This window comes from Blastococcus sp. TF02A-35 (assembly GCF_004571075.1).
In the GTDB taxonomy this organism is placed as follows: domain Bacteria; phylum Actinomycetota; class Actinomycetes; order Mycobacteriales; family Geodermatophilaceae; genus Blastococcus.
Genome location: NZ_SPQP01000015.1, coordinates 51000 through 69835, shown reverse-complemented (window position 1 = coordinate 69835; position 18836 = coordinate 51000). Strand labels below are relative to the sequence as shown.

The window sequence follows — 18836 nt, the reverse complement described above, 5'->3', positions numbered from 1 at the left end:
ACATGTACATCTCCGGCGGCGAGAACGTGTACCCGGTCGAGGTCGAGGACGCGATCTACACCCACCCGGCCGTCGCCGAGTGCGCGGTCATCGGCGTGCCCGACGAGAAGTGGGGCGAGGTCGGCCGGGCGGTGGTCGTGACCCGTCCCGGGCACTCGCTGACCGCCGACGAGCTGCTGGCCCACCTGGAGGGCCGGCTGGCCCGCTACAAGCACCCGCGCAGCGTCGTCCTCACCGACCAGCTGCCGCACAACGCCTCGGGCAAGCTCGTGAAGGCGCGCGTCCGTGAGCTGCACGGTTCCACCCCCCGGCAGGAGGCCGACTCATGACCCGCTACGTCCCCCGCATCGACACGGCTGCGGTGCGCGCGATCGACATGCACGTGCACGTCGAGCAGGACGACCACGGCTGCCTCTCCCTCGACCAGGAGCTCATGGACGCCTCGGCGGCGTACTTCCGCTCCTCGGACAACCGGACGCCGACGGTGGCCGACCTGGCCGAGCGCTACCGGGCGGCCGGCATGGCCGCGGTGGTGTTCACCGTGGACGCCGCCACCGCGACCGGGCACCCGGCGCTGTCCAGCGAGGAGATCGCCGCGCAGGCCGCCGAGCACGCCGACGTGCTGATCCCGTTCGGCTCCGTGGACCCCCACCGGGGTGCCGCGGCGGTCGACCAGGCCCGGCGGCTGGTGAAGGAGCACGGCGTGCGCGGGTTCAAGTTCCACCCCAGCCTGCAGGCGTTCTCGCCCGACGACGAGGCCTTCCGCCCCCTGTGGGCCGCGCTGGAGGAGCTCGGCGTCCCCGCCCTGTTCCACACCGGCCAGAACGGCATCGGCGCGGGGCTGCCGGGCGGGCGGGGGATCAAGCTGAAGTACTCCAACCCCCTCCTGCTCGACGACGTCGCGGCCGACTTCCCGGGCCTCACGGTGGTCCTGGCCCACCCGTCGGTGCCGTGGCAGGCCGAGGCCATCTCGATGGCGACGCACAAGGCCAACGTCTTCATCGCCCTGTCGGGCTGGTCCCCGAAGTACTTCCCCCCGGAGCTGGTCAGGGCGGCCGGCGGCATGCTCCGCCGGAAGGTGCTCTTCGGCAGCGACTACCCGCTCATCGCGCCCGAGCGCTGGATCGAGGACTTCCGCGGTCTCGGCCTCAAGGAGGAGGTCCTCCCGGGCATCCTCAAGGACAACGCGATCGGCGTCCTCGGCCTCGGCTGACCGCCCCCGCACCGCCTCCCGCGCCATCTGGAGGGCGCCTGCGCAGCGACCTCCGAGACCGCTCCGCAGCCTATTGACAGAGTGTGCGCCGCGTCACCACAATCGTCAGGAATCCTGACTATCAGGATCCTGCGGCCAGGCGCCGCGGGGACGTCGGCGCCGCCCCCGGGCGCGCAGCGGCGGAAACCCACCCGACCCACCGAACGGAGCCCCCCATGGTGCGCAGACTGGTCCCGGTCCTCGCCGTCTCGATGCTGGCCCTCGCAGCCTGCGGGGGAGGCGACGAGGGCGGCTCCGGCGGGGGCTCCGGTGGCGGCTCGGCCGAGGGCGAGGTCCGCCAGGTCACCGTCGGGGCGCTCCCGATCCTCCCGACCGCGGCCCTGTACGCCGGGATCGAGGAGGGCTTCTTCGAGGACCGCGGGATCGAGGTGACGGTGGAGACCGGGCAGGGTGGCGCCGCGCTGATCCCCGGCGTCATGGCCGGCCAGATCGACTTCGCCACCAGCAACCCGGTCTCGCTGCTCCAGGCCAAGGAGAAGGGCCTCGACGTCCGCGTCGTGTCGCACTGGACGTCCGCGCTCTCCGAGGGCGACACGGACATCAACGGCGTGGTCGCCCAGGCCGGCTCGGGCATCGAGTCCGCCGCCGACCTCGCGGGCAAGCGCGTCGCCATCAACACCCTGAACGGGATGGGCGACCTCACGATCCGCGCGGCGGTCGAGAAGGACGGCGGGGACCCCGACGCCGTGCAGTTCGTCGAGCTGCCCTTCCCGGACATGCCGGCGGCCCTGGGCCAGGGCAACGTCGACGCCGTCTGGGTGCCCGAGCCCTTCCTGGGCAGCCTGCAGGCCGCGGGCAACACCGTGGTGACCTACGCGAGCAAGGACTCGGTGCCGGGGCACCCGACCCAGCTGTTCTTCACCTCCGCCCAGCTGCTGCAGTCCGACCCGCAGCTCGTGGAGGACATGACCGCGGCGCTCGAGGAGACCCTGGAGTTCGCCGACGCGAACCCCGACGCGGTCAAGGCGCAGATCAAGACGGTGCTGCCGCAGCTGCCCCCGGAGGCCGCGGAGAACGTGACCCTCGAGGAGTTCGGCACCGACCTCCGTCGCGAGCAGCTCGAGGAGCTGGGCGGGCTCATGAAGGAGTACGGCCTCCTCGAGGAGGACGCCGACGTCGACGGGCTGCTGCCGGAGGAGTGACGGCGGCAGGGGGGCAGCGCGAGCGGCACCGACGTCCGGGCACATGTCATGCATCGACCAGAGGGAAGACCATGAGACGGATGCCGGCGCCGACGGCCGCCCCCCTGCCGTTCCCCGCCCGCGCCACCGCGGGCGCGCCGCACGCCGACGTCGTGGCGGTCCGTCCGTGACCGGGTCCCCGGCGGTGGTGTCCTCCGCGGGCGGCCCGAGCGCCCCGGCCTCCGGGATCGCCGGGAGCCCCCGGCCCCGGCGCCGGCGCGGCGTGCCGCAGGTGGTGCTGGGGCTGGTCGGCCTGGCCGCCCTGGTGCTGCTGGTGGAGGTCCTGCCGCGCGTCGGCGTCCTGCCCCGCGAGTACTTCCCGGCGTCCTCGGAGATCGGCTCGGCGCTGGCCGACCTGGTGACGCAGCCGACCTTCTGGACGGCGGTCGGGGACACCCTGCAGGCTGGGCGCTGGGGCTGGCGATCGCCGCGGCCGCCGGCATCGTCCTCGGCATCCTCATCGGGAGCTCCCGGTTCGCCCGCGAGGCCACGGCCTCCACGATCGAGTTCCTCCGGCCGATCCCCTCGGTGGCGCTGATCCCGATCGCCGTGCTGCTCTACGGCTCGCAGCTGGAGAGCAAGCTGCTCCTGGTCGTCTACGCGTCGTTCTGGCAGGTCCTCGTCCAGGTGCTCTACGGCGTGCAGGACGTCGACCCCGTGGCGCAGGACACCGCGCGGGCCTACGGCCTGGGCCGGTGGGCGCGGGTCCGGTACCTCACCTGGCCGACCGCGCTGCCGTACGTGATGACCGGGCTGCGGCTGGCCGCGGCGGTGGCTTTGATCCTCGCCGTCACCTCCGAGCTGGTCATCGGCAACCCCGGGCTGGGGAAGTCCATCGCCGCCGCCCAGAGCAGCGCCGCCTACCCGACGACCTACGCACTGGTCGTCGTCACCGGGATCCTCGGCGTGCTGGTCAACGTCGTGTTCCGTGCCGTCGAGCGGCGGGCGCTGTCCTGGCACCCGTCCCAGCGAGGGGAGCTGCCGGCATGAGCGTCCTGCGCCGCACCGGGTACGTCCTGGGCCTCCCGGTCGTGCTGCTCGTGTCCTGGTGGTTCCTCAGCGCGAACAGCACCGACTTCTTCTTCCCACCGCTGTCGCGGATCCTCGAGAGCCTGCGGGAGGAGTGGTTCGGCCCCCGCCTGACCGAGGACGTGTGGCCGAGCCTCTACCGCCTCGCCGCGGGCTACGCCGTGGCGATCGTCGTCGCGGTGGCCCTGGGCGTGCTCATCGGGACCTCGCGGATCGCCCGCGGTCTGCTGGAGCCGGTGCTGGAGTTCTTCCGCGCCATCCCGCCGCCGGTGCTGGTGCCGATCTTCATCCTGTTCTTCGGCCTCGGCGACGGCATGAAGATCCTCGTCATCGCCTTCGGCTGCATGTGGCCGATCCTGCTCAACACCGTCGAGGGCGTCCGCGCCGTCGACTCCGTCCTCAGCGACACCGGGCGGGTCTACGGCCTGAGCGGCTGGCCCCGGCTGCGGCACCTCGTGCTGCCCAGCGCCAGCCCGCAGATCTTCGCCGGCCTCCGGCAGGGGCTGTCCGTCGCGATCATCCTCATGGTCATCAGCGAGCTGTTCGCCGCGGACAACGGGCTCGGCTTCGCCGTCGTCCAGGCGCAGCGCAGCTTCGCCGTCCCCGAGACCTGGGCCGGGATGTTGATGCTCGGGCTGCTCGGCTTCCTGCTGGCGCTGCTGTTCCGCATCGTCGAGAACCGCCAGCTCGCCTGGTACCACGGCCTGCGCCGCGCGCAGCGCTCGAACTGACCTCGTCCGCCCTCCGGAAGGTTCCACATGCTCGACGTCCGCGGCATCCAGAAGATCTACGAGGGGAAGGGGCGCACGGTCGAGGCCGTGCGGGACCTGACCTTCTCGGTCGGCTCCGGCGAGCTGGTGTGCATCGTCGGCCCCTCGGGCTCGGGGAAGACGACCCTGCTCAAGATCATGTCCGGGCTGCTGCAGCCGACCGCCGGTGAGGTGCTCGTCGAGGGCAAGAGGGTCGACGGGCCGCCCCCGGGCATGGCCGTGGTGTTCCAGGAGTACGGGCGCAGCCTGTTCCCCTGGATGACCGTGCGGGAGAACGTCGAGCTCCCGCTCAAGCAGAAGAAGCTGCCCGCGGCGCGGCGCACGGAGCTGATCGACGAGTCGCTGGCCGCGGTCGGCCTCGCCGAGGCCCACGGCGCCTACCCGTGGCAGCTCTCCGGGGGCATGCAGCAGCGCGTGGCGATCGCCCGCGCCGTCGCCTACGAGCCGCAGGTGCTGCTGATGGACGAGCCGTTCGCCGCGGTGGACGCACAGACCCGCGCGGACCTGGAGGACCTCATCCGCGACATCTGGCACCGGTTCCAGGTGACGACGCTGTTCGTCACCCACGACATCGACGAGGCGGTCTACCTCGGGCAGCGGGTGCTCATCCTGTCCAGCTCGCCGACCGTCGTCCGGCAGGACCTGGCCATCGACCTGCCGGACGCGCGGGACCAGCTCACCACCCGGTCCTCGCCCCGCTTCGCCGAGCTGCGCGCGCAGGTCTACTCACAGATCCACCGGCCGAAGGAGCCCGCCGGCGAGCCTGCGTCCGGCGCACACCCGGTCGCGAGCTAGCGGCCGGCACCACCCCACGGACGCCGGTCCTCAGGCGTCACCCGACAGCTGGAAGGGGCACCATGACCAGGCGTTTCCACCGGGTGCTGGCGGTCACCGCCGCCACGCTCATCACCGCGACGGGCGTCACCGCCGCGGCGACCTCCGCGGCGGCCGCGCCGCCGTCGCACTCCTCCGCCGCGGGCAAGGGGCACCTCGCGCCCGCGCGGCCCGGCACGCTGCTCGAGTGCGCGTCGCTGGTCGGCTTCAGCTACGCGAGGACGACGATCACCTCCGCCGCGCTGGTCCCGGCCGGCACGGTCACCAACGCCGGCGCGCCCGTCGGGGAGCACTGCCAGGTGCGGGGCGAGATGAACCGGCGGGTCAGCCCCGTCGACGGCAAGAGCTACGCCATCGGCTTCGAGATGCGGCTGCCGCGCGACTGGGCCGGCCGCTACCTCTACCAGGCCAACGGCGGGGTCGACGGGACCGTCGTCCCGGCGTACGGCAACGTCACCGGCGGCCAGCTCCGCAGCGGGCTGCAGATGGGCTTCGCCGTGCTGAGCTCGGACGCCGGGCACGGCACGCCGACCCCCGACTTCGGACGCGACCCGCAGGCCCGGCTCGACTACGGCTACCAGGCGGTCGGCACCCTGACGCCGATGGCCAAGAAGCTCATCGCCGCCGCCTACGGGCGCGGCCCGGACCGCTCCTACTTCGCGGGCGGCTCCAACGGCGGTCGGCACACCATGGTGGCCGCCGCCCGGTACGCCGACCAGTACGACGGCTTCCTCGCCGTCGCTCCCGGGTTCAACCTGCCCAAGGCGGCGGTGGCGCAGATGTGGGGCGCCCAGCAGTGGGCCACCGTGGCGACGGGCCCGAACCTCGAGACCGCCTTCCCGAAGGAGCAGCGGCAGCTCGTCGCCGACGCGATCCTGCGCAGCTGCGACGGCCTCGACCGGCTCGCGGACGGGATGGTGCAGGACGCCGAGGGCTGCGCGCGGGCCTTCGACCTCGACGAGGCGGTGCCGACCTGTGCCGCCGGTCCTGAGGCGACCTGCCTCACGGCTGCCCAGAAGGAGGTCGTCGAGCGGGTCTTCGCCGGTGCCCGCAACAGCGCCGGCGCCGAGCTGTACAGCCCGTTCTACTTCGACCCGGGTCTCACCTCGCCCGGCTGGGCCACGTGGAAGTTCCAGCTGTCCGTGCTCCTGGACCCGGGTGCCGTCGGGCTCATCTTCTCGACCCCGCCGACGGACCCGGCCACGGTGGGTGGTCCTCGGAACTACGCGCTGAGCTACGACGTGGACACCCAGTACGGGAAGCTGTTCGCCACGGACGGGACGTACCGGGAGAGCGGCATGTCGTTCATGACGCCGCCGAACCCGACGAACCTGGACACGCTGCGCACGCGGGGCGCGAAGATGGTCGTCGCCCACGGGGTCTCCGACGCGGTCTTCTCCGCGAAGGACACCGCACGCTGGTACGAAGAGCTCGACCGCGCCTACCGCGGGAAGGCGGGGGACTTCGTCCGGTACTTCGAGGTGCCGGGCATGGGCCACGTCTCCGGCGGACCGGCCACCGACCAGTTCGACGGTCTCGGCGCGGTCGTCGACTGGGTCGAGCGGGGCAAGGCCCCGGACCGCATCGTCGCCACCGCACGGGGTGCGGGGAACCCCGGTGGGGCCAACCCGGAGGTGCCGGCGACCTGGGCGGCCGACCGGAGCCGGCCGCTGTGCCCGTTCCCGCTGGTGGCGACCTACAAGCGGGGCGACGTCGAGGACGCTGCGAGCTTCGACTGCAAGAAGAGCAGCGGGAAGGTCGCCTCGGTGCCGGGGGCGGGCCACGGCGGCGGCCGGGGCTGACCCGCTCGCACGCTCGGCCGGGGGGCTCGTCGGTTCGTCCGGCGGGCCCCTCGGCGTCCCCGGGGGGACGCCGGCCGTCAGGCGACGTCGGTGCGCGCCTCGGAGAGGTACTCGCGGACGGCGGTCTCCGGCACGCGGAAGGAGCGGCCGACGCGCACGGCGGAGAGCTCGCCGCCGTGGACCAGGCGGTAGACGGTCATCTTCGAGACCCGCATGATCGCGGCGACCTCGGCCACGGTGAGGAAGCTGACGGCGCGCGGGGCGGGGCGCTCGGCGGCCGGGCGCTGGGCCACGGGGCGCTGGGCCATCGGGGGGGCCTGCTGCGGGCGGGCGCCGGTCGGCGCGACGCGGGCGGCGGGGTAGCCGGAGTGCATGGCGGGCCGGGGCGCGGGGCGCTGGCCGTAGGCCACCGGGCGGGCCAGGGTGGCGGCGGTGGAGCGCTGGGGAAGAGACACGTTCGTTCCTCTCGATGGCGTTCGGGAACGCGTCAGCCGCTGACTGCGGCTACGAAGTGCGCCCCCCGTGCTGGTACCCACAGTAAGCAGCCGAGTGCGCTGGGTGTCAGGTCGAGACGGACGAGACGGACCGTTCCCCTTCGTCATATGTTGCCCGTGCGCCCGACGCGACCGCTGCGAAGCGGGTGGTGACAGGCGGTGCGTGGGACGGGCGGGGCCGCCGGTGGCCCGGACCGCCGGCGCGGGCCCCTCCGTCCGCCGTGCCGTCCCCGGCCGGCCCCACGCCCTCGGGGGTCGCCAAGATCGGCTCCGGGGGTGCAGCCGGGCGGTTCGCGCTACTGTGGGGACGGCATAGGCCCAGCAGGGCCGCACGTCCGGCGACGACTCCTGATCTCGCGTGGGTGCCCCCGGTGATCCCGGCGGCTGTCGGCCCACCGCGGAGACGTCCTCCCGGCGGCGTCGATCGCCCACTGATCCGTGGGCCTCGGCGCAGCAGCCACGCGGGAACCCCGCCCCTCGGCCCCGGCCGGCGGGCGGCTCCCGCGGCAGCTTGTCGTGGCGCTCGGCCCGGGCGCCCAGAGGAGGAGTACGTGGCAGGACCGGCTCGTCGTTCGACGGGCGCGCGGCGCAACCCCCCGCGCAGCAACCAGCGTCAGCGGCGCGTGCGCGAGGGCGCTGACGTCATCGCCGTGCTCGCCCGCGCGGTCCGCGAGGTCGAGGCGGCCGTCAAGCGCGGTCGCGTCACGCCGACCGTGCGCGCGGAGTTCCAGGCCATCGCGCTGGTGTTGCGCGAGGAGCGCGCCCGGGTGCAGGCCGACGACTCGCTGGGCGACGCCCGCCGGGGCGAGCAGCTCAAGCGGCTCGACGGCATCGCGACCATCCTCGCCACCACCGCCGTGCGGGAGTCCGGCCTGCTGGCCCTCCTCGCCGACGACGCCGTCGCCTCCGACGCCGCGCGCGCGCTCAAGCGGGAGATGCTGGCCGCCGGCGGCATCGAGACCCCCGAGGAGGTCCCGCCGCCCGCTCCCGAGGTGGAGGCGGCACCCGTGGCGCCCGAGCGCAAGGTCGTGCCGCAGTCGGTCATCTCCCGGCAGCTGGCCAACCCCTTCCTCGCCCCCGACTTCTCCGCCGCCCGGCCGGCCGCAGCCCGCCCCCGCCGGCTCTACGGCTGGGAGCTGCTCACCCCGCTGCTCAACTCCTTCGAGCGGGCGGGCGGGGGAGCGCCGGCGTGCATGGCGCTGCCCTTCCCCAGCTCGCAGTTCACCCCCGCCGGCCTGGAGCTGATGCCGCACCAGGGCCAGGTGGTCGCGGCCGCCGCCCAGGGGCACCGGACCTTCCTGCTCGCCGACGAGCCGGGCCTGGGCAAGACGGCGCAGTCGCTGCTGGCGGCAGAGGCGGCGCAGGCCTACCCGCTGCTCGTCGTCGTCCCCAACGTGGTCAAGACCAACTGGGCCCGCGAGGCCGCCCGCTGGGTGCCGCACCGCCCGGCCACCGTCATCCAGGGCAACGGCGAGACGATCGACGCCTTCGCCGACATCGTCGTCGTCAACTACGAGGTGCTCGACCGCCACGTCGGCTGGATCGGCGACTTCGGCTTCCGCGGCATGGTCGTCGACGAGGCCCACTTCATCAAGAACAAGACCTCGCAGCGTTCGCAGCACGTCCTGGAGCTGTCCGACCGCATCCGGTCGCGCACCTCGAGCCCGCTGCTGATGGCGCTGACCGGCACCCCGCTGATCAACGACATCGAGGACTTCCGCGCGATCTGGCAGTTCCTCGGCTGGATCGACGACGAGAAGCCGCTGGGCCGGCTGATGGAGTGCCTGGAGGAGACCGGCCTGACGCCGGCCGACCCCGGCTTCTACCCGGCGGCGCGCTCGTGCGTGATCGACCTCGGCATCGTCCGCCGCCGCAAGGTCGACGTCGCTGCCGACATCCCCGCCCGCCGCATCGCCGACCTCCCCGTGGAGCTCGACGACAAGGCCGGCCGCTCGATCCGGGCCGCCGAGCAGGAACTCGCCCGCCGGCTGGTCAAGCGCTACGAGAGCGCCATCGCGGCCCGCGAGTCCGCGACCGTCGTCGAGGGCATCGACCACGACCTGGTCCGCAAGGTCGCCGGCTGGGAGCTGAAGGACACGACGACCAAGGCCACCGGCGAGAACGTGTTCAGCATGATGCGGCGGATCGGCCAGGCCAAGGCCAGGCTGGCCGCCGACTACGCCGCCCAGCTGGCCCGCAGCGCCGGCAAGGTGGTGTTCTTCGCCAAGCACGTCGACGTCATGGACACCGCCGAGGAGACGCTGGACAAGCTCGGCATCCGCTACTCCTCGATCCGCGGGGACCAGACGCCGACGGCGCGGCAGAAGCACATCGACGCGTTCGTGAAGGACCCCGGGGTCGCAGTCGCCGTCTGCTCGCTCACCGCGGCCGGCGTCGGCCTGAACCTGCAGGTGGCCAGCAACATCGTGCTCGCCGAGCTCTCCTGGACCGACGCGGAGCAGACGCAGGCCATCGACCGGAGCCACCGCATCGGGCAGACCGAGCCGGTCACCGCGTGGCGGATCATCGCCGCGCAGACGCTGGACTCCCGGATCGCGGAGCTGATCGACAGCAAGGCCGGGCTGGCTGCTCGGGCGCTGGACGGCTCCGACGAGGAGGTGCAGTCCTCGACCGACGTGCAGCTCGAGGCGCTGGTCGCACTGCTCACCGACGCGCTCTCCGCCTGACCCCGGCGACCGCCCCAGGAGCCCCCAGGAGCCCTCACGGGGCGCCTGGGGCGTCGTGCGGTCGCCGTCACGCGGCCGAAACGGCGGTCGACGGTTGTTAACGCCGGCCGCTGAGCGGTAACGCGCAGGCAACCCACCCACCCCGTGGTGCTCGAAAAACTGTCGAGCGACAGGAAGCCCTCCCCGCGAGGGCGTCGCCGACACCACGGGAGGGCCCGTGACCAGCACCACCAGCGGCTCAGCGACGGCCACCACGGCCGGGGCCAGGGCGCACGCCCGAGCCCAGCACGGCCGAACCGCCGACCTCATGCGGCACGTCCCGCCGGCCTCCGCACCCGCCGCTCCCGGCGTCGTCCCCGACGGGCTCTCGGCCGAGGCGCTGCGCTGGGCGGAGACCGTCGCGCCCGGTGGCTACGCCACCGCCGTCCTCGCCCGCGGCACCCGGCTGCGGCTGACCGACCGGGACGGCGCGGCCTGTGCCTCCGTCCTCCTGCACCGCGCCGACTCGCCGCACGAGCGGCTGAACGTGGCCGACACCGTCAAGGTGCCCTGGCAGGCCTACCTGTCCGCCGGCCACCCGCTGCTCAGCGGCTTCGGCCGGGTGCTGGCGACGGTGGTCGCCGACACCTCCGGCCAGCACGACGCGCTCACCGGCACGACCACGCGCGAGGGCAACCTCGCCCGCTACGGCGCCGCGGCCCCGGAGTCCGGCTCCCCGGCCGGCCGCGAGCTGCTCACCCTCGGCGCCCTCAAGCACGGCCTCGGCGTCCGCGACCTCCCACCGTCGGTCTCCTTCTTCCAGGGCGTCCGGGTGCGGGCCGACGGCTCCTTCGAGTGGCTCGGCTCGGCCGGCCCCGGCGCCTCGGTGGACCTGCTGCTGCACGTCGACACGGTGGTGCTGCTGGCCAACACCGCCCACCCGCTGGACCCGCGGCCGGAGTTCACCTGCTCGCCGCTGGAGGTCCGCGCCTGGGCCGCGCCGGGTGACCTCCACCGCCTCGTGGCCGGCGAGCTCGTGGGACCGCTCGGCCCCGAGCACGTCCAGGCCATCGCCAACACCGACGCCGATCTGCTCGCCAGGGGAGTGCTGTGACCGTCCAGGACCTCGTCCCACCCACCACGCCCGCGCTCGTGCCGGGGGAGCTCGTCCTCGACGAGGTCGTCGCCGCCCGCGGGCCGTGGTCGGCCGTCGTCGCCGCCGGGGACGTGCTCACCATCGTCGACCTGGCCGGCAACCAGGCCGTCGACTGCCTGCTCTACTCCGCCGCCGACACCTCGGTCCGCTACTCCGCGGCCGAGACGGTCCGCCGGCAGGGCCGCATCGTCCTGACCACCGGCTCGGTGCTCCGCGCCGACACCGGCCAGGCGCTGATGACCGTCGTCGCCGACGAGGTCGGGGTGCACGACACCCTGGGCGGCGCCTGCTCCAAGGAGTCCAACACCCTGCGCTACGGGCAGCACACCCGCGCCCAGCACGGCTGCCTGGAGAACTTCCTGGTCGAGGGCGCCCGCCACGGGCTGGACGCCCGGGACCTCGCCTCGAACATCAACTGGTTCATGAACGTGCCGGTCGACCCGGACGGCGCCCTCGGCATCGTAGACGGGCTCTCCGGCCCCGGCAAGCGGGTGGCCCTGCGCGCCGAGGTGGACACCCTGGTGCTGGTCTCGAACTGCCCGCAGGTCAACAACCCCTGCAACGCCTTCGACCCGACGCCGGTCCGCATGGTCGTCACCCGCCCGGGCGGTGCGGCATGACCTTCGAGACCCTGCTGGTGGCCAACCGCGGCGAGATCGCCGTCCGGATCATCCGCTCGGCGAAGGCGCTGGGCCTGCGGACGGTTGCCGTCTTCTCCGACGCCGACCGCGGCGCCCCGCACGTGCACCTCGCCGACGAGGCGGTCCGCATCGGCCCGGCCGCCCCCCAGGAGAGCTACCTGCGGGCCGACGCCGTCCTCGAGGCGGCCGCCCGGACCGGGGCCGGTGCGGTGCACCCCGGGTACGGCTTCCTCTCCGAGGACGCCGCTTTCGCCACCGCGGTCGAGGCCGCCGGGCTGACCTTCGTCGGGCCCACGCCGGAGCAGCTGCGCGTGTTCGGCACCAAGCACACCGCCCGGGACGCCGCGCACGCCGCGGGCGTCCCGATCTTCGCCGGGACCGGGCTGCTGGACGACGCCGCCGCCGCGCTCACAGCGGCCGAGGAGGTCGGCTACCCGCTGATGCTCAAGGCCACCGGCGGCGGTGGCGGGATCGGCATGCAGGTCTGCCGCGACGCCGGGGAGCTGCTCGCCGCCTACGACCGGGTCGTGCGCCAGGCCGAGCGCAGCTTCGGCTCCGCCGGCGTGTTCGCGGAGCGCTTCGTCGAGCACGCTCGGCACGTGGAGGTGCAGGTCTTCGGCGACGGCACCGGCCGGGTCCTCTCGCTCGGGGACCGCGACTGCTCCCTGCAGCGGCGCAACCAGAAGGTGCTCGAGGAGGCCCCCGCCCCGGCGCTGCCGGACGCCCTCCGGGAGCAGCTGCACGAGTCCTCCCGCGCGCTCGCGGCGTCGGTCGGCTACCGCTCGGCCGGCACCGTCGAGTTCATCTACGACCCCCGGCGGCAGGAGGCCTCCTTCCTGGAGGTCAACGCCCGCCTGCAGGTGGAGCACCCGGTCACCGAGGCGGTCACCGGCGTCGACCTCGTCGCCTGGATGCTGCGGCTGGCGCAGGGGGAGACGTCGGTGCTCGACGGGCACCTCGCCGGCGCGCCCACCGGCGCGGTGCCGGTGCGCGGGCACGCCGTCGAGGCGCGGGTGTACGCCGAGGACCCGGCGCGCGACTTCCAGCCCAGCGCCGGCGTGCTCACCTCTGTGCAGCTCCCCGAGGGTGACGGCGTCCGCGTCGACGCCTGGGTGGAGAGCGGCACCGAGGTGTCGCCGTCGTACGACCCGCTGCTGGCCAAGGTCATCACCTCCGGCGCCGACCGCGACGAGGCCCTCGACCGGCTCGGCGACGCCCTGGCCCGCACCACGATGTACGGCATCGAGGTCAACCTCGGGCTGCTCGCCGCGGTGCCGGCTCTCCCCGAGGTCAGGGCCGCAGAGCACAGCACCGCCACCCTGGCCGGCGTCGGCGACCCGCGGCCGCGGATCACCGTCGAGCGCCCCGGCCTGATGACCACCGTGCAGGACGCCCCGGGCCGGGTCGGCCTGTGGCAGGTCGGCGTCCCGCCGAGCGGGCCGATGGACGACCTCTCCTTCCGCCTGGGCAACCGGGCGCTCGGCAACCGCGAGGGCGTGCCCGGCCTGGAGTGCACCGCCTCCGGCCCGGCGCTGCGCTTCTCGGCGGCGACCACCGTCTGCGTCACCGGAGCGGAGTGCGCCGTGACCGTCGACGGGCGGCCGGTGCCGATGTGGGAGCCGGTCGAGGTCCCCGCGGGCGGGCTCCTGGACGTCGGCGCCGCCGAGGGCACCGGGATGCGCAGCTACGTGCTCGTCGCCGGTGGCCTGGACGTGCCGGCCTACCTGGGCAGCGCGGCCACGTTCACCCTCGGCCAGTTCGGCGGCCACGGCGGCCGGGCCCTGCTGCCCGGTGACGTGCTGCGCGCCGCCGACGCCCCGGGCCGCGCCGCCGGCCCGGTCCCGGTGGAGGTGCGCCCGGCGATGCCGAACGACTGGCAGCTCGCGGTGACCGAGGGGCCGCACGGCGCCCCGGAGTTCTTCACTCGCGAGGACGTCGAGACCCTCTACGCCAGCCCGTACACGGTGCACTTCAACTCGGCCCGGACCGGCGTCCGGCTGGTCGGGCCGCAGCCGGCGTGGGCGCGGCCCGACGGCGGCGAGGCCGGCCTGCACCCGTCGAACATCCACGACAACGCCTACTCGGTCGGCGCGCTGGACTTCACGGGCGACACCCCGATCCTGCTCGGGCCCGACGGCCCCAGCCTCGGTGGCTTCGTCTGCCCGGTCACGGTCGTCACCGCCGACCGGTGGAAGCTCGGCCAGCTCCGGCCGGGCGACACGGTCCGGTTCGTGCCGGTGCGCGTCGCCGAGGTGGCCTCCCGGGCGGACCTGTCGGCCGGCCGGCGGGCGGCGTCGCCCCTGGTGCGCACCTCCGGCGGCGACGGCGACGACGGCGTGCTCGGCCGCCGCCCGGCGGTGGACGGTGCGCCGTCGGTGACCTACCGGCGCAGCGGCGACGACAACGTGCTGGTCGAGTACGGCGAGATCGTGCTGGACCTGGCCCTGCGCGCTCGCGTGCACGCCCTGCACACGCGGCTGGCCCGGCTGCAGGACGCCGGCGAGGTCCGGGGGATCCTCGACCTCACGCCGGGCATCCGGTCGCTGCAGGTGCACGTCGACCCCGACGTGCTCCCGGTCGCCCGGCTGCTGGGGCTGCTGGCGGAGGTCGAGCGGGAGCTGCCCGCGACCTCGGAGCTCGTCGTCCCCAGCCGGTCGGTGCGGCTGCCGCTGAGCTGGGACGACCCGGCCACCCGCGAGGCGATCTCCCGCTACATGTCCGGCGTCCGCGACGACGCCCCGTGGTGCCCGTCCAACATCGACTTCATCCGCCGGGTCAACGGCCTGGCCGGCGCGGACGACGTCATGGCGACGGTCTTCTCCGCGGAGTACCTGACCCTCGGGCTGGGCGACGTGTACCTGGGCGCCCCGGTGGCCACCCCGCTGGACCCCCGGCACCGGCTGGTCACCACCAAGTACAACCCGGCCCGCACCTGGACGGCGGAGAACTCGGTCGGCATCGGCGGCGCCTACCTCTGCATCTACGGCATGGAGGGGCCGGGCGGGTACCAGTTCGTCGGCCGCACCACGCAGGTCTGGAGCCGGTACCGGCACACCGCGCCGTTCGAGCCGGGCAGCCCCTGGCTGCTGCGCTTCTTCGACCGCATCTCCTGGTACCCGGTCACCGCCGAGGAGCTGCTGGACCTGCGCGCGGACATGGCGGCGGGGCGCGGCTCGGTCGACATCACCGAGGGCACGTTCTCCCTCGCCGAGCATGAGCGGTTCCTGGCCGAGAACGCCGACTCCATCGCCGCCTTCCGCGCGCAGCAGGCCGCCGCGTTCGGCCAGGAGCGCGCCGACTGGGAGGCCGCCGGGGAGTTCGACCGCGCCAAGCGGGCGGAGTCCTCGGTGGCGGCCGAGCCGGCCGGCGAGCTGGTGCTCCCCGACGGCGCCGAGCGGGTGGACGCACCGTTCGTCTCCAACGTGTGGCGGGTCGACGTCGCGGTGGGGGACCGGGTCACCGCCGGCCAGCCGCTGCTCGCGCTCGAGGCCATGAAGATGGAGACGGTGCTAACCGCGCCGGCCGACGGCGTGGTCACCCACGTCCTCGTCGGCGCGGGCACGCAGGTCTCCGCCGGCACGCCGCTGGTCGTCGTCGGTGCCGAGGCCGCGGAGCTGGTGTCCGCGTGAGCGCCGTCGAGCGCGTCCGGGCGGCCTACCTCGCGGTCGCCGAGGTCGACCGGCCCGAGGTCTGGGTCCACCTGCGGGACGAGGCGGACGTCCTCGCCGAGGCCGCCGCCGTCGACCGGCGGGTCGCGGCGGGGGAGCGGCTGCCCCTGGCCGGGCTGGCCGCGGCGGTGAAGAACAACGTCGACGTCGCCGGCCTCCCCACGACGGCCGGATGCCCGGCCTTCGCGACCGCGCCGGCGGCGGCCGACGCCCCGGCCGTGGCCCGGCTGCGCGCCGCCGGGGCCGTGGTGCTCGGGACGACGAACCTCGACCAGTTCGCCACCGGCCTGGTCGGCACCCGCAGCCCGCACGGCGCGGTCCGCGACGCCCGGCGCCCCGACCGGATCTCCGGCGGGTCGAGCTCGGGGTCCGCCGTCGCCGTCGCCCTCGGGCTGGTGGACCTGGCCGTGGGCACCGACACCGCCGGATCCGGGCGGGTGCCGGCCGCGCTGCAGGGCGTGGTGGGCATCAAGCCGACCGTCGGGGTGGTGCCGGTCGAGGGTGTCGTCCCCGCCTGCCGCTCCTACGACTGCGTCACCGTCTTCGCCCGCGACCTGGGCACCGCCGAGGCCGCGATGGCGGAGATGGCCGGCGGTGCGCGTCCCTGGCCTCCTGCGGCCCCGCTGGCCGCGCGTCCGGGGGCGCGGGTCGCCGTGCCGGCGGAGCTGCCGGGCCTGTCCGCGTCCCGGCGCGCGGCCTTCGCGGTGGCGGTGGAGCGGCTCGCCGCGCAGGGCGTCGCGGTGCAGCCGGTCGACCTCACCCCGTTCCTCGACGCGGCGCGGCTGCTCTACGACGGCGGTCTCGTGGCCGAGCGGCACGCGGCCGTCGGCGCGTTCGTCGACGCGCACCGCGACGACGTCGACCCGGTGGTCGGCGCCATCATCGGCGCTGCCGGCACGGTGACCGCGACCCGGCTGCTGCACGACCGGGAGCGCCTGGAGCAGCTGACGGCGACCGCGCTGGCCACGCTCGACGGGCTTGACGCGCTGCTCGTCCCGACCACCACCTCGCACCCGACGCTGGCCGAGGTCGCCGCTGACCCGGTGGGCGTCAACTCCGGCCTGGGCACGTACACGAACTTCTGCAACCTCATGGACCTCTGCGCCGTGGCCGTCCCCTCGGGCACGGTGCGGGACGACGACGGCGAGGACCTCGAGTTCGGCGTCTCGGTCCTCGCGCGGGCCGGGGCCGACGCCCTCGCGCTCGACCTGGCGCGGCTGGTGGAGCTGCCGACCCCGTCGGTGGCCCGGGCCGGTGCCCGGGCGGTCGCGGTGCCCCGCGACCTGCCCTGGCCGGTGGCGGCCGGCGCGGACGCCACCCGGCTGCTCGTCGTCGGCGCGCACCTGCGCGGCCAGCCCCTCGCGGGCGAGCTCGACGCGCTGGGCGCGCGGTGGCTCGGCCCGGCGACCACCGCCGCCGCCTACCGCCTCGCCCGGCTGGGCACCGTGCCCGCCAAGCCGGGCCTGGCCCGGGTCGGCACCGCCGCCGGGGTCGCGATCGGCGGCCAGCTTTGGCTGGTGCCGACCGCGCAGCTCGGCACGTTCCTCGCCGCCCTGCCCGCCCCCATGCACCTGGGCCGGGTGGAGCTCGCCGACCGCTCCGAGGTCGTCGGCTTCGGCTGCTCGCTCGAGGCCTGGCAGTCCGGCCGGGACATCAGCGAGCACGGCGACTGGCTCACCGCCCAGCGGGCAGCGCCGCCCGCCGGGGTCCCGCACCTCGTCTGACCCGCCCTCCCCGCAGTACCTCCCGCCGACGTCGCCGGGGCTCCACCCACCCCTCCCGTCCACCGTTCTGGAGTCTCGACATGGTCGTTGCTGGTGTCGGTCTGTGCATGCTCGTCCTCACGGTCAGCGGGCTGGTGTCCGCACGAAGAGTCCGCGGGGACTCGGCCAACTACCTGGTCGCCGGGCGCACCCTGTCCGCCGGCCTGGTCGGCGCCGTCCTGATCTCCCAGGCCGTCGACTCGAACGCCACCGTCGGCAACGCCGACCTGGCCGCGGCCTTCGGGTTCTGGGCCGGCGCCGCGCTGCCGATCGGCCTGGCGCTGTGCCTGCTGCTCATGGGCCTGTTCTTCGCCCGGAGGATGCACGCGGCCAACGTGGTGACGCTGCCGGAGTTCTTCCGCCGCCGGTTCGGCCGGGGGACCGAGCTGTCGGCCTCGCTGCTCACGGTGGCCAGCTTCGGCCTCCTGCTGGCCGGCAACCTGGTCGCGCTCGGCTTCCTGCTCGAGCGCTTCCTCGGCGTCAGCTACACCGTCGGCATCCTCATCACGATCCCGCTGGCGCTGCTCTACACGATCACCGGCGGGATGTTCGCCAGCGTCTACACCGGCGTCGCGCAGGTGGCGATCAACGTCGTCGGCGTGATCGCCCTGGTGGTCTGGATGGGCAGCACCCACGGCTTCACCGCGCCCGGGGGGCTGGGCGCCGGCAACCTCGACCAGCTCACCTCCGCCGACTCCGGCGCGGTGGTCAACTGGGCCACGATCATCGCCCTCGGCCTGGGCAACCTCGTGGCCATCGACCTCATGCAGCGGGGCTTCTCCTCCCGCAGCCCGGGCACCGCGCAGCGCGCCTGCTTCTCCGCCTCCGCCGGGATCCTGCTGTTCTGCCTGCCGCTGTCGTTCGTCGCGCTCGCCGCGGTCGGCGTCGTCGGCGACGCCGAGGGACCGATCCTCTACACGCTGCTCGGGGAGCACGCGCCGGCCTGGCTGGCGGTCATCGTGATCTCCGGCATCCTCGCCGCCACCGTCACCACGGTGAGCGGGGTGCTGCTGAGCACGGCGTCGGTCCTGGTGCGCAACGTGCTGCAGGTCGACGCCGGCAGCGCGGTGATGACCCCGCGCATCATGACCGCCACCCGGTGGGCCACGCTGCCGATGGCCGCGCTCGGCGCAGTCGTGGCGCTCCGCGTGCCGCAGACCGGCATCCTGCTCACCCTCGCCTTCGACCTGCTGCTCGCCAGCCTGGTCGTGCCGTTCGCCCTCGGGCTGTACTGGCAGCGGGGCGGAGCGGCCGCCGCGGCCGCCGCGATCGTCGTCGGCATGGGCGTGCGGCTCACGTTCTTCGTCCTCACGCCCACCATCTACGGCGTCGAGAACACCCTGTTCCACGTCGACAACGACCTGGTCTCCGCCTCCGCGGACGGCTGGTCGACCTTCTGGGCGGCCGGCGCATGCCTGGTCACCTACGTCGCAGTCGCCGCCGTCTCCCGGCGCCGCGCCGCCGACGAGGGGCCCGCGCCGCTCCCGGCGCCGGCCGTGCCCGACCTCGCGGTCGCCCGGTAGGCGGGCGTGGCGGCAGCGCGCACGGCGACGGCCCTG

Annotated in this window: 14 protein-coding genes; 13 read left to right on the top strand and 1 reads right to left on the bottom strand. The window is 74.5% G+C overall.

The genetic code is table 11. The features are described 5' to 3' along the window. Positions 1 to 2: 2 nt before the first annotated feature. From E4P43_RS20500 to E4P43_RS09510, 7 genes are all read left to right on the top strand, one after another. Positions 3 to 329 carry a hypothetical protein gene (locus E4P43_RS20500; protein ID WP_245159048.1) on the top strand — a complete coding sequence of 109 codons (327 nt, stop codon included), beginning with the start codon at positions 3 to 5 and terminating at the stop codon, positions 327 to 329. 17 nt (positions 330 to 346) lie between these two features. Beyond that, positions 347 to 1213, top strand: a complete 867-nt coding sequence (locus tag E4P43_RS09535) for an amidohydrolase family protein (protein ID WP_135145232.1) — start codon at positions 347 to 349, stop codon at positions 1211 to 1213. A gap of 215 nt (positions 1214 to 1428) precedes the next feature. After that, the gene (locus tag E4P43_RS09530; protein WP_135145210.1) at positions 1429 to 2415 is read left to right on the top strand and encodes an ABC transporter substrate-binding protein; all 987 of its coding nucleotides are present in this window, start codon (positions 1429 to 1431) and stop codon (positions 2413 to 2415) included. A gap of 414 nt (positions 2416 to 2829) precedes the next feature. Beyond that, the gene (locus E4P43_RS20195; RefSeq protein WP_209313816.1) at positions 2830 to 3444 is read left to right on the top strand and encodes an ABC transporter permease subunit; all 615 of its coding nucleotides are present in this window, start codon (positions 2830 to 2832) and stop codon (positions 3442 to 3444) included. After that, positions 3441 to 4214 (top strand): ABC transporter permease, encoded by a 774-nt coding sequence (locus E4P43_RS09520; protein WP_135145209.1) that lies wholly within the window; start codon positions 3441 to 3443, stop codon positions 4212 to 4214. The genes E4P43_RS20195 and E4P43_RS09520 overlap by 4 nt, the downstream gene beginning before the upstream one ends. Positions 4215 to 4241: 27 nt before the next feature. Beyond that, on the top strand, positions 4242 to 5048 hold the full coding sequence (locus tag E4P43_RS09515) for an ABC transporter ATP-binding protein (RefSeq protein WP_135145208.1): 807 nt from the start codon (positions 4242 to 4244) through the stop codon (positions 5046 to 5048). 62 nt (positions 5049 to 5110) lie between these two features. Further along, positions 5111 to 6889 (top strand): tannase/feruloyl esterase family alpha/beta hydrolase, encoded by a 1779-nt coding sequence (locus E4P43_RS09510; protein ID WP_135145207.1) that lies wholly within the window; start codon positions 5111 to 5113, stop codon positions 6887 to 6889. A gap of 77 nt (positions 6890 to 6966) precedes the next feature. Here the strand turns inward: E4P43_RS09510 and E4P43_RS20825 are convergent, their stop codons facing one another. Then, positions 6967 to 7197 (bottom strand): helix-turn-helix domain-containing protein, encoded by a 231-nt coding sequence (locus E4P43_RS20825; protein WP_135145231.1) that lies wholly within the window; start codon positions 7195 to 7197, stop codon positions 6967 to 6969. A gap of 809 nt (positions 7198 to 8006) precedes the next feature. Between E4P43_RS20825 and E4P43_RS09500 the strand changes: the two genes are divergently transcribed. The 6 genes from E4P43_RS09500 (at position 8007) to E4P43_RS09475 (ending at position 18800) form a co-directional block, all read left to right on the top strand. Further along, positions 8007 to 10070, top strand: coding sequence for a DEAD/DEAH box helicase (locus tag E4P43_RS09500; RefSeq protein ID WP_245159043.1), 2064 nt, complete (start codon positions 8007 to 8009; stop codon positions 10068 to 10070). 217 nt (positions 10071 to 10287) lie between these two features. Continuing rightward, positions 10288 to 11163 (top strand): urea amidolyase associated protein UAAP1, encoded by an 876-nt coding sequence (locus tag E4P43_RS09495; RefSeq protein WP_135145205.1) that lies wholly within the window; start codon positions 10288 to 10290, stop codon positions 11161 to 11163. Continuing rightward, the gene (locus E4P43_RS09490) at positions 11160 to 11825 is read left to right on the top strand and encodes an urea amidolyase associated protein UAAP2 (protein WP_135145204.1); all 666 of its coding nucleotides are present in this window, start codon (positions 11160 to 11162) and stop codon (positions 11823 to 11825) included. Before E4P43_RS09495 ends, E4P43_RS09490 begins: the two co-directional genes overlap by 4 nt. Further along, positions 11822 to 15475: an urea carboxylase gene (uca, locus tag E4P43_RS09485; protein ID WP_135145203.1), complete on the top strand. Its 3654-nt coding sequence runs from the start codon at positions 11822 to 11824 to the stop codon at positions 15473 to 15475. Before E4P43_RS09490 ends, uca begins: the two co-directional genes overlap by 4 nt. Further along, on the top strand, positions 15472 to 17238 hold the full coding sequence (gene atzF / locus E4P43_RS09480) for an allophanate hydrolase (protein ID WP_135145202.1): 1767 nt from the start codon (positions 15472 to 15474) through the stop codon (positions 17236 to 17238). The genes uca and atzF overlap by 4 nt, the downstream gene beginning before the upstream one ends. Positions 17239 to 17318: 80 nt before the next feature. Then, positions 17319 to 18800, top strand: coding sequence for a sodium:solute symporter (locus tag E4P43_RS09475; RefSeq protein ID WP_135145201.1), 1482 nt, complete (start codon positions 17319 to 17321; stop codon positions 18798 to 18800). Positions 18801 to 18836: the final 36 nt, after the last annotated feature.

Excerpts from the sequence above, each read along its gene's own strand:
- E4P43_RS20500 (WP_245159048.1), top strand. The coding sequence starts at position 3 with ATGTACATCTCCGGCGGCGAGAACGTGTACCCGGTCGAGGTCGAGGAC.
- E4P43_RS09530 (WP_135145210.1), top strand. The coding sequence starts at position 1,429 with ATGGTGCGCAGACTGGTCCCGGTCCTCGCCGTCTCGATGCTGGCCCTC.
- E4P43_RS09520 (WP_135145209.1), top strand. The coding sequence starts at position 3,441 with ATGAGCGTCCTGCGCCGCACCGGGTACGTCCTGGGCCTCCCGGTCGTG.
- E4P43_RS09515 (WP_135145208.1), top strand. The coding sequence starts at position 4,242 with ATGCTCGACGTCCGCGGCATCCAGAAGATCTACGAGGGGAAGGGGCGC.
- E4P43_RS09510 (WP_135145207.1), top strand. The coding sequence starts at position 5,111 with ATGACCAGGCGTTTCCACCGGGTGCTGGCGGTCACCGCCGCCACGCTC.
- E4P43_RS20825 (WP_135145231.1), bottom strand. The coding sequence starts at position 7,197 with ATGGCCCAGCGCCCCGTGGCCCAGCGCCCGGCCGCCGAGCGCCCCGCC.
- uca (WP_135145203.1), top strand. The coding sequence starts at position 11,822 with ATGACCTTCGAGACCCTGCTGGTGGCCAACCGCGGCGAGATCGCCGTC.
- E4P43_RS09475 (WP_135145201.1), top strand. The coding sequence starts at position 17,319 with ATGGTCGTTGCTGGTGTCGGTCTGTGCATGCTCGTCCTCACGGTCAGC.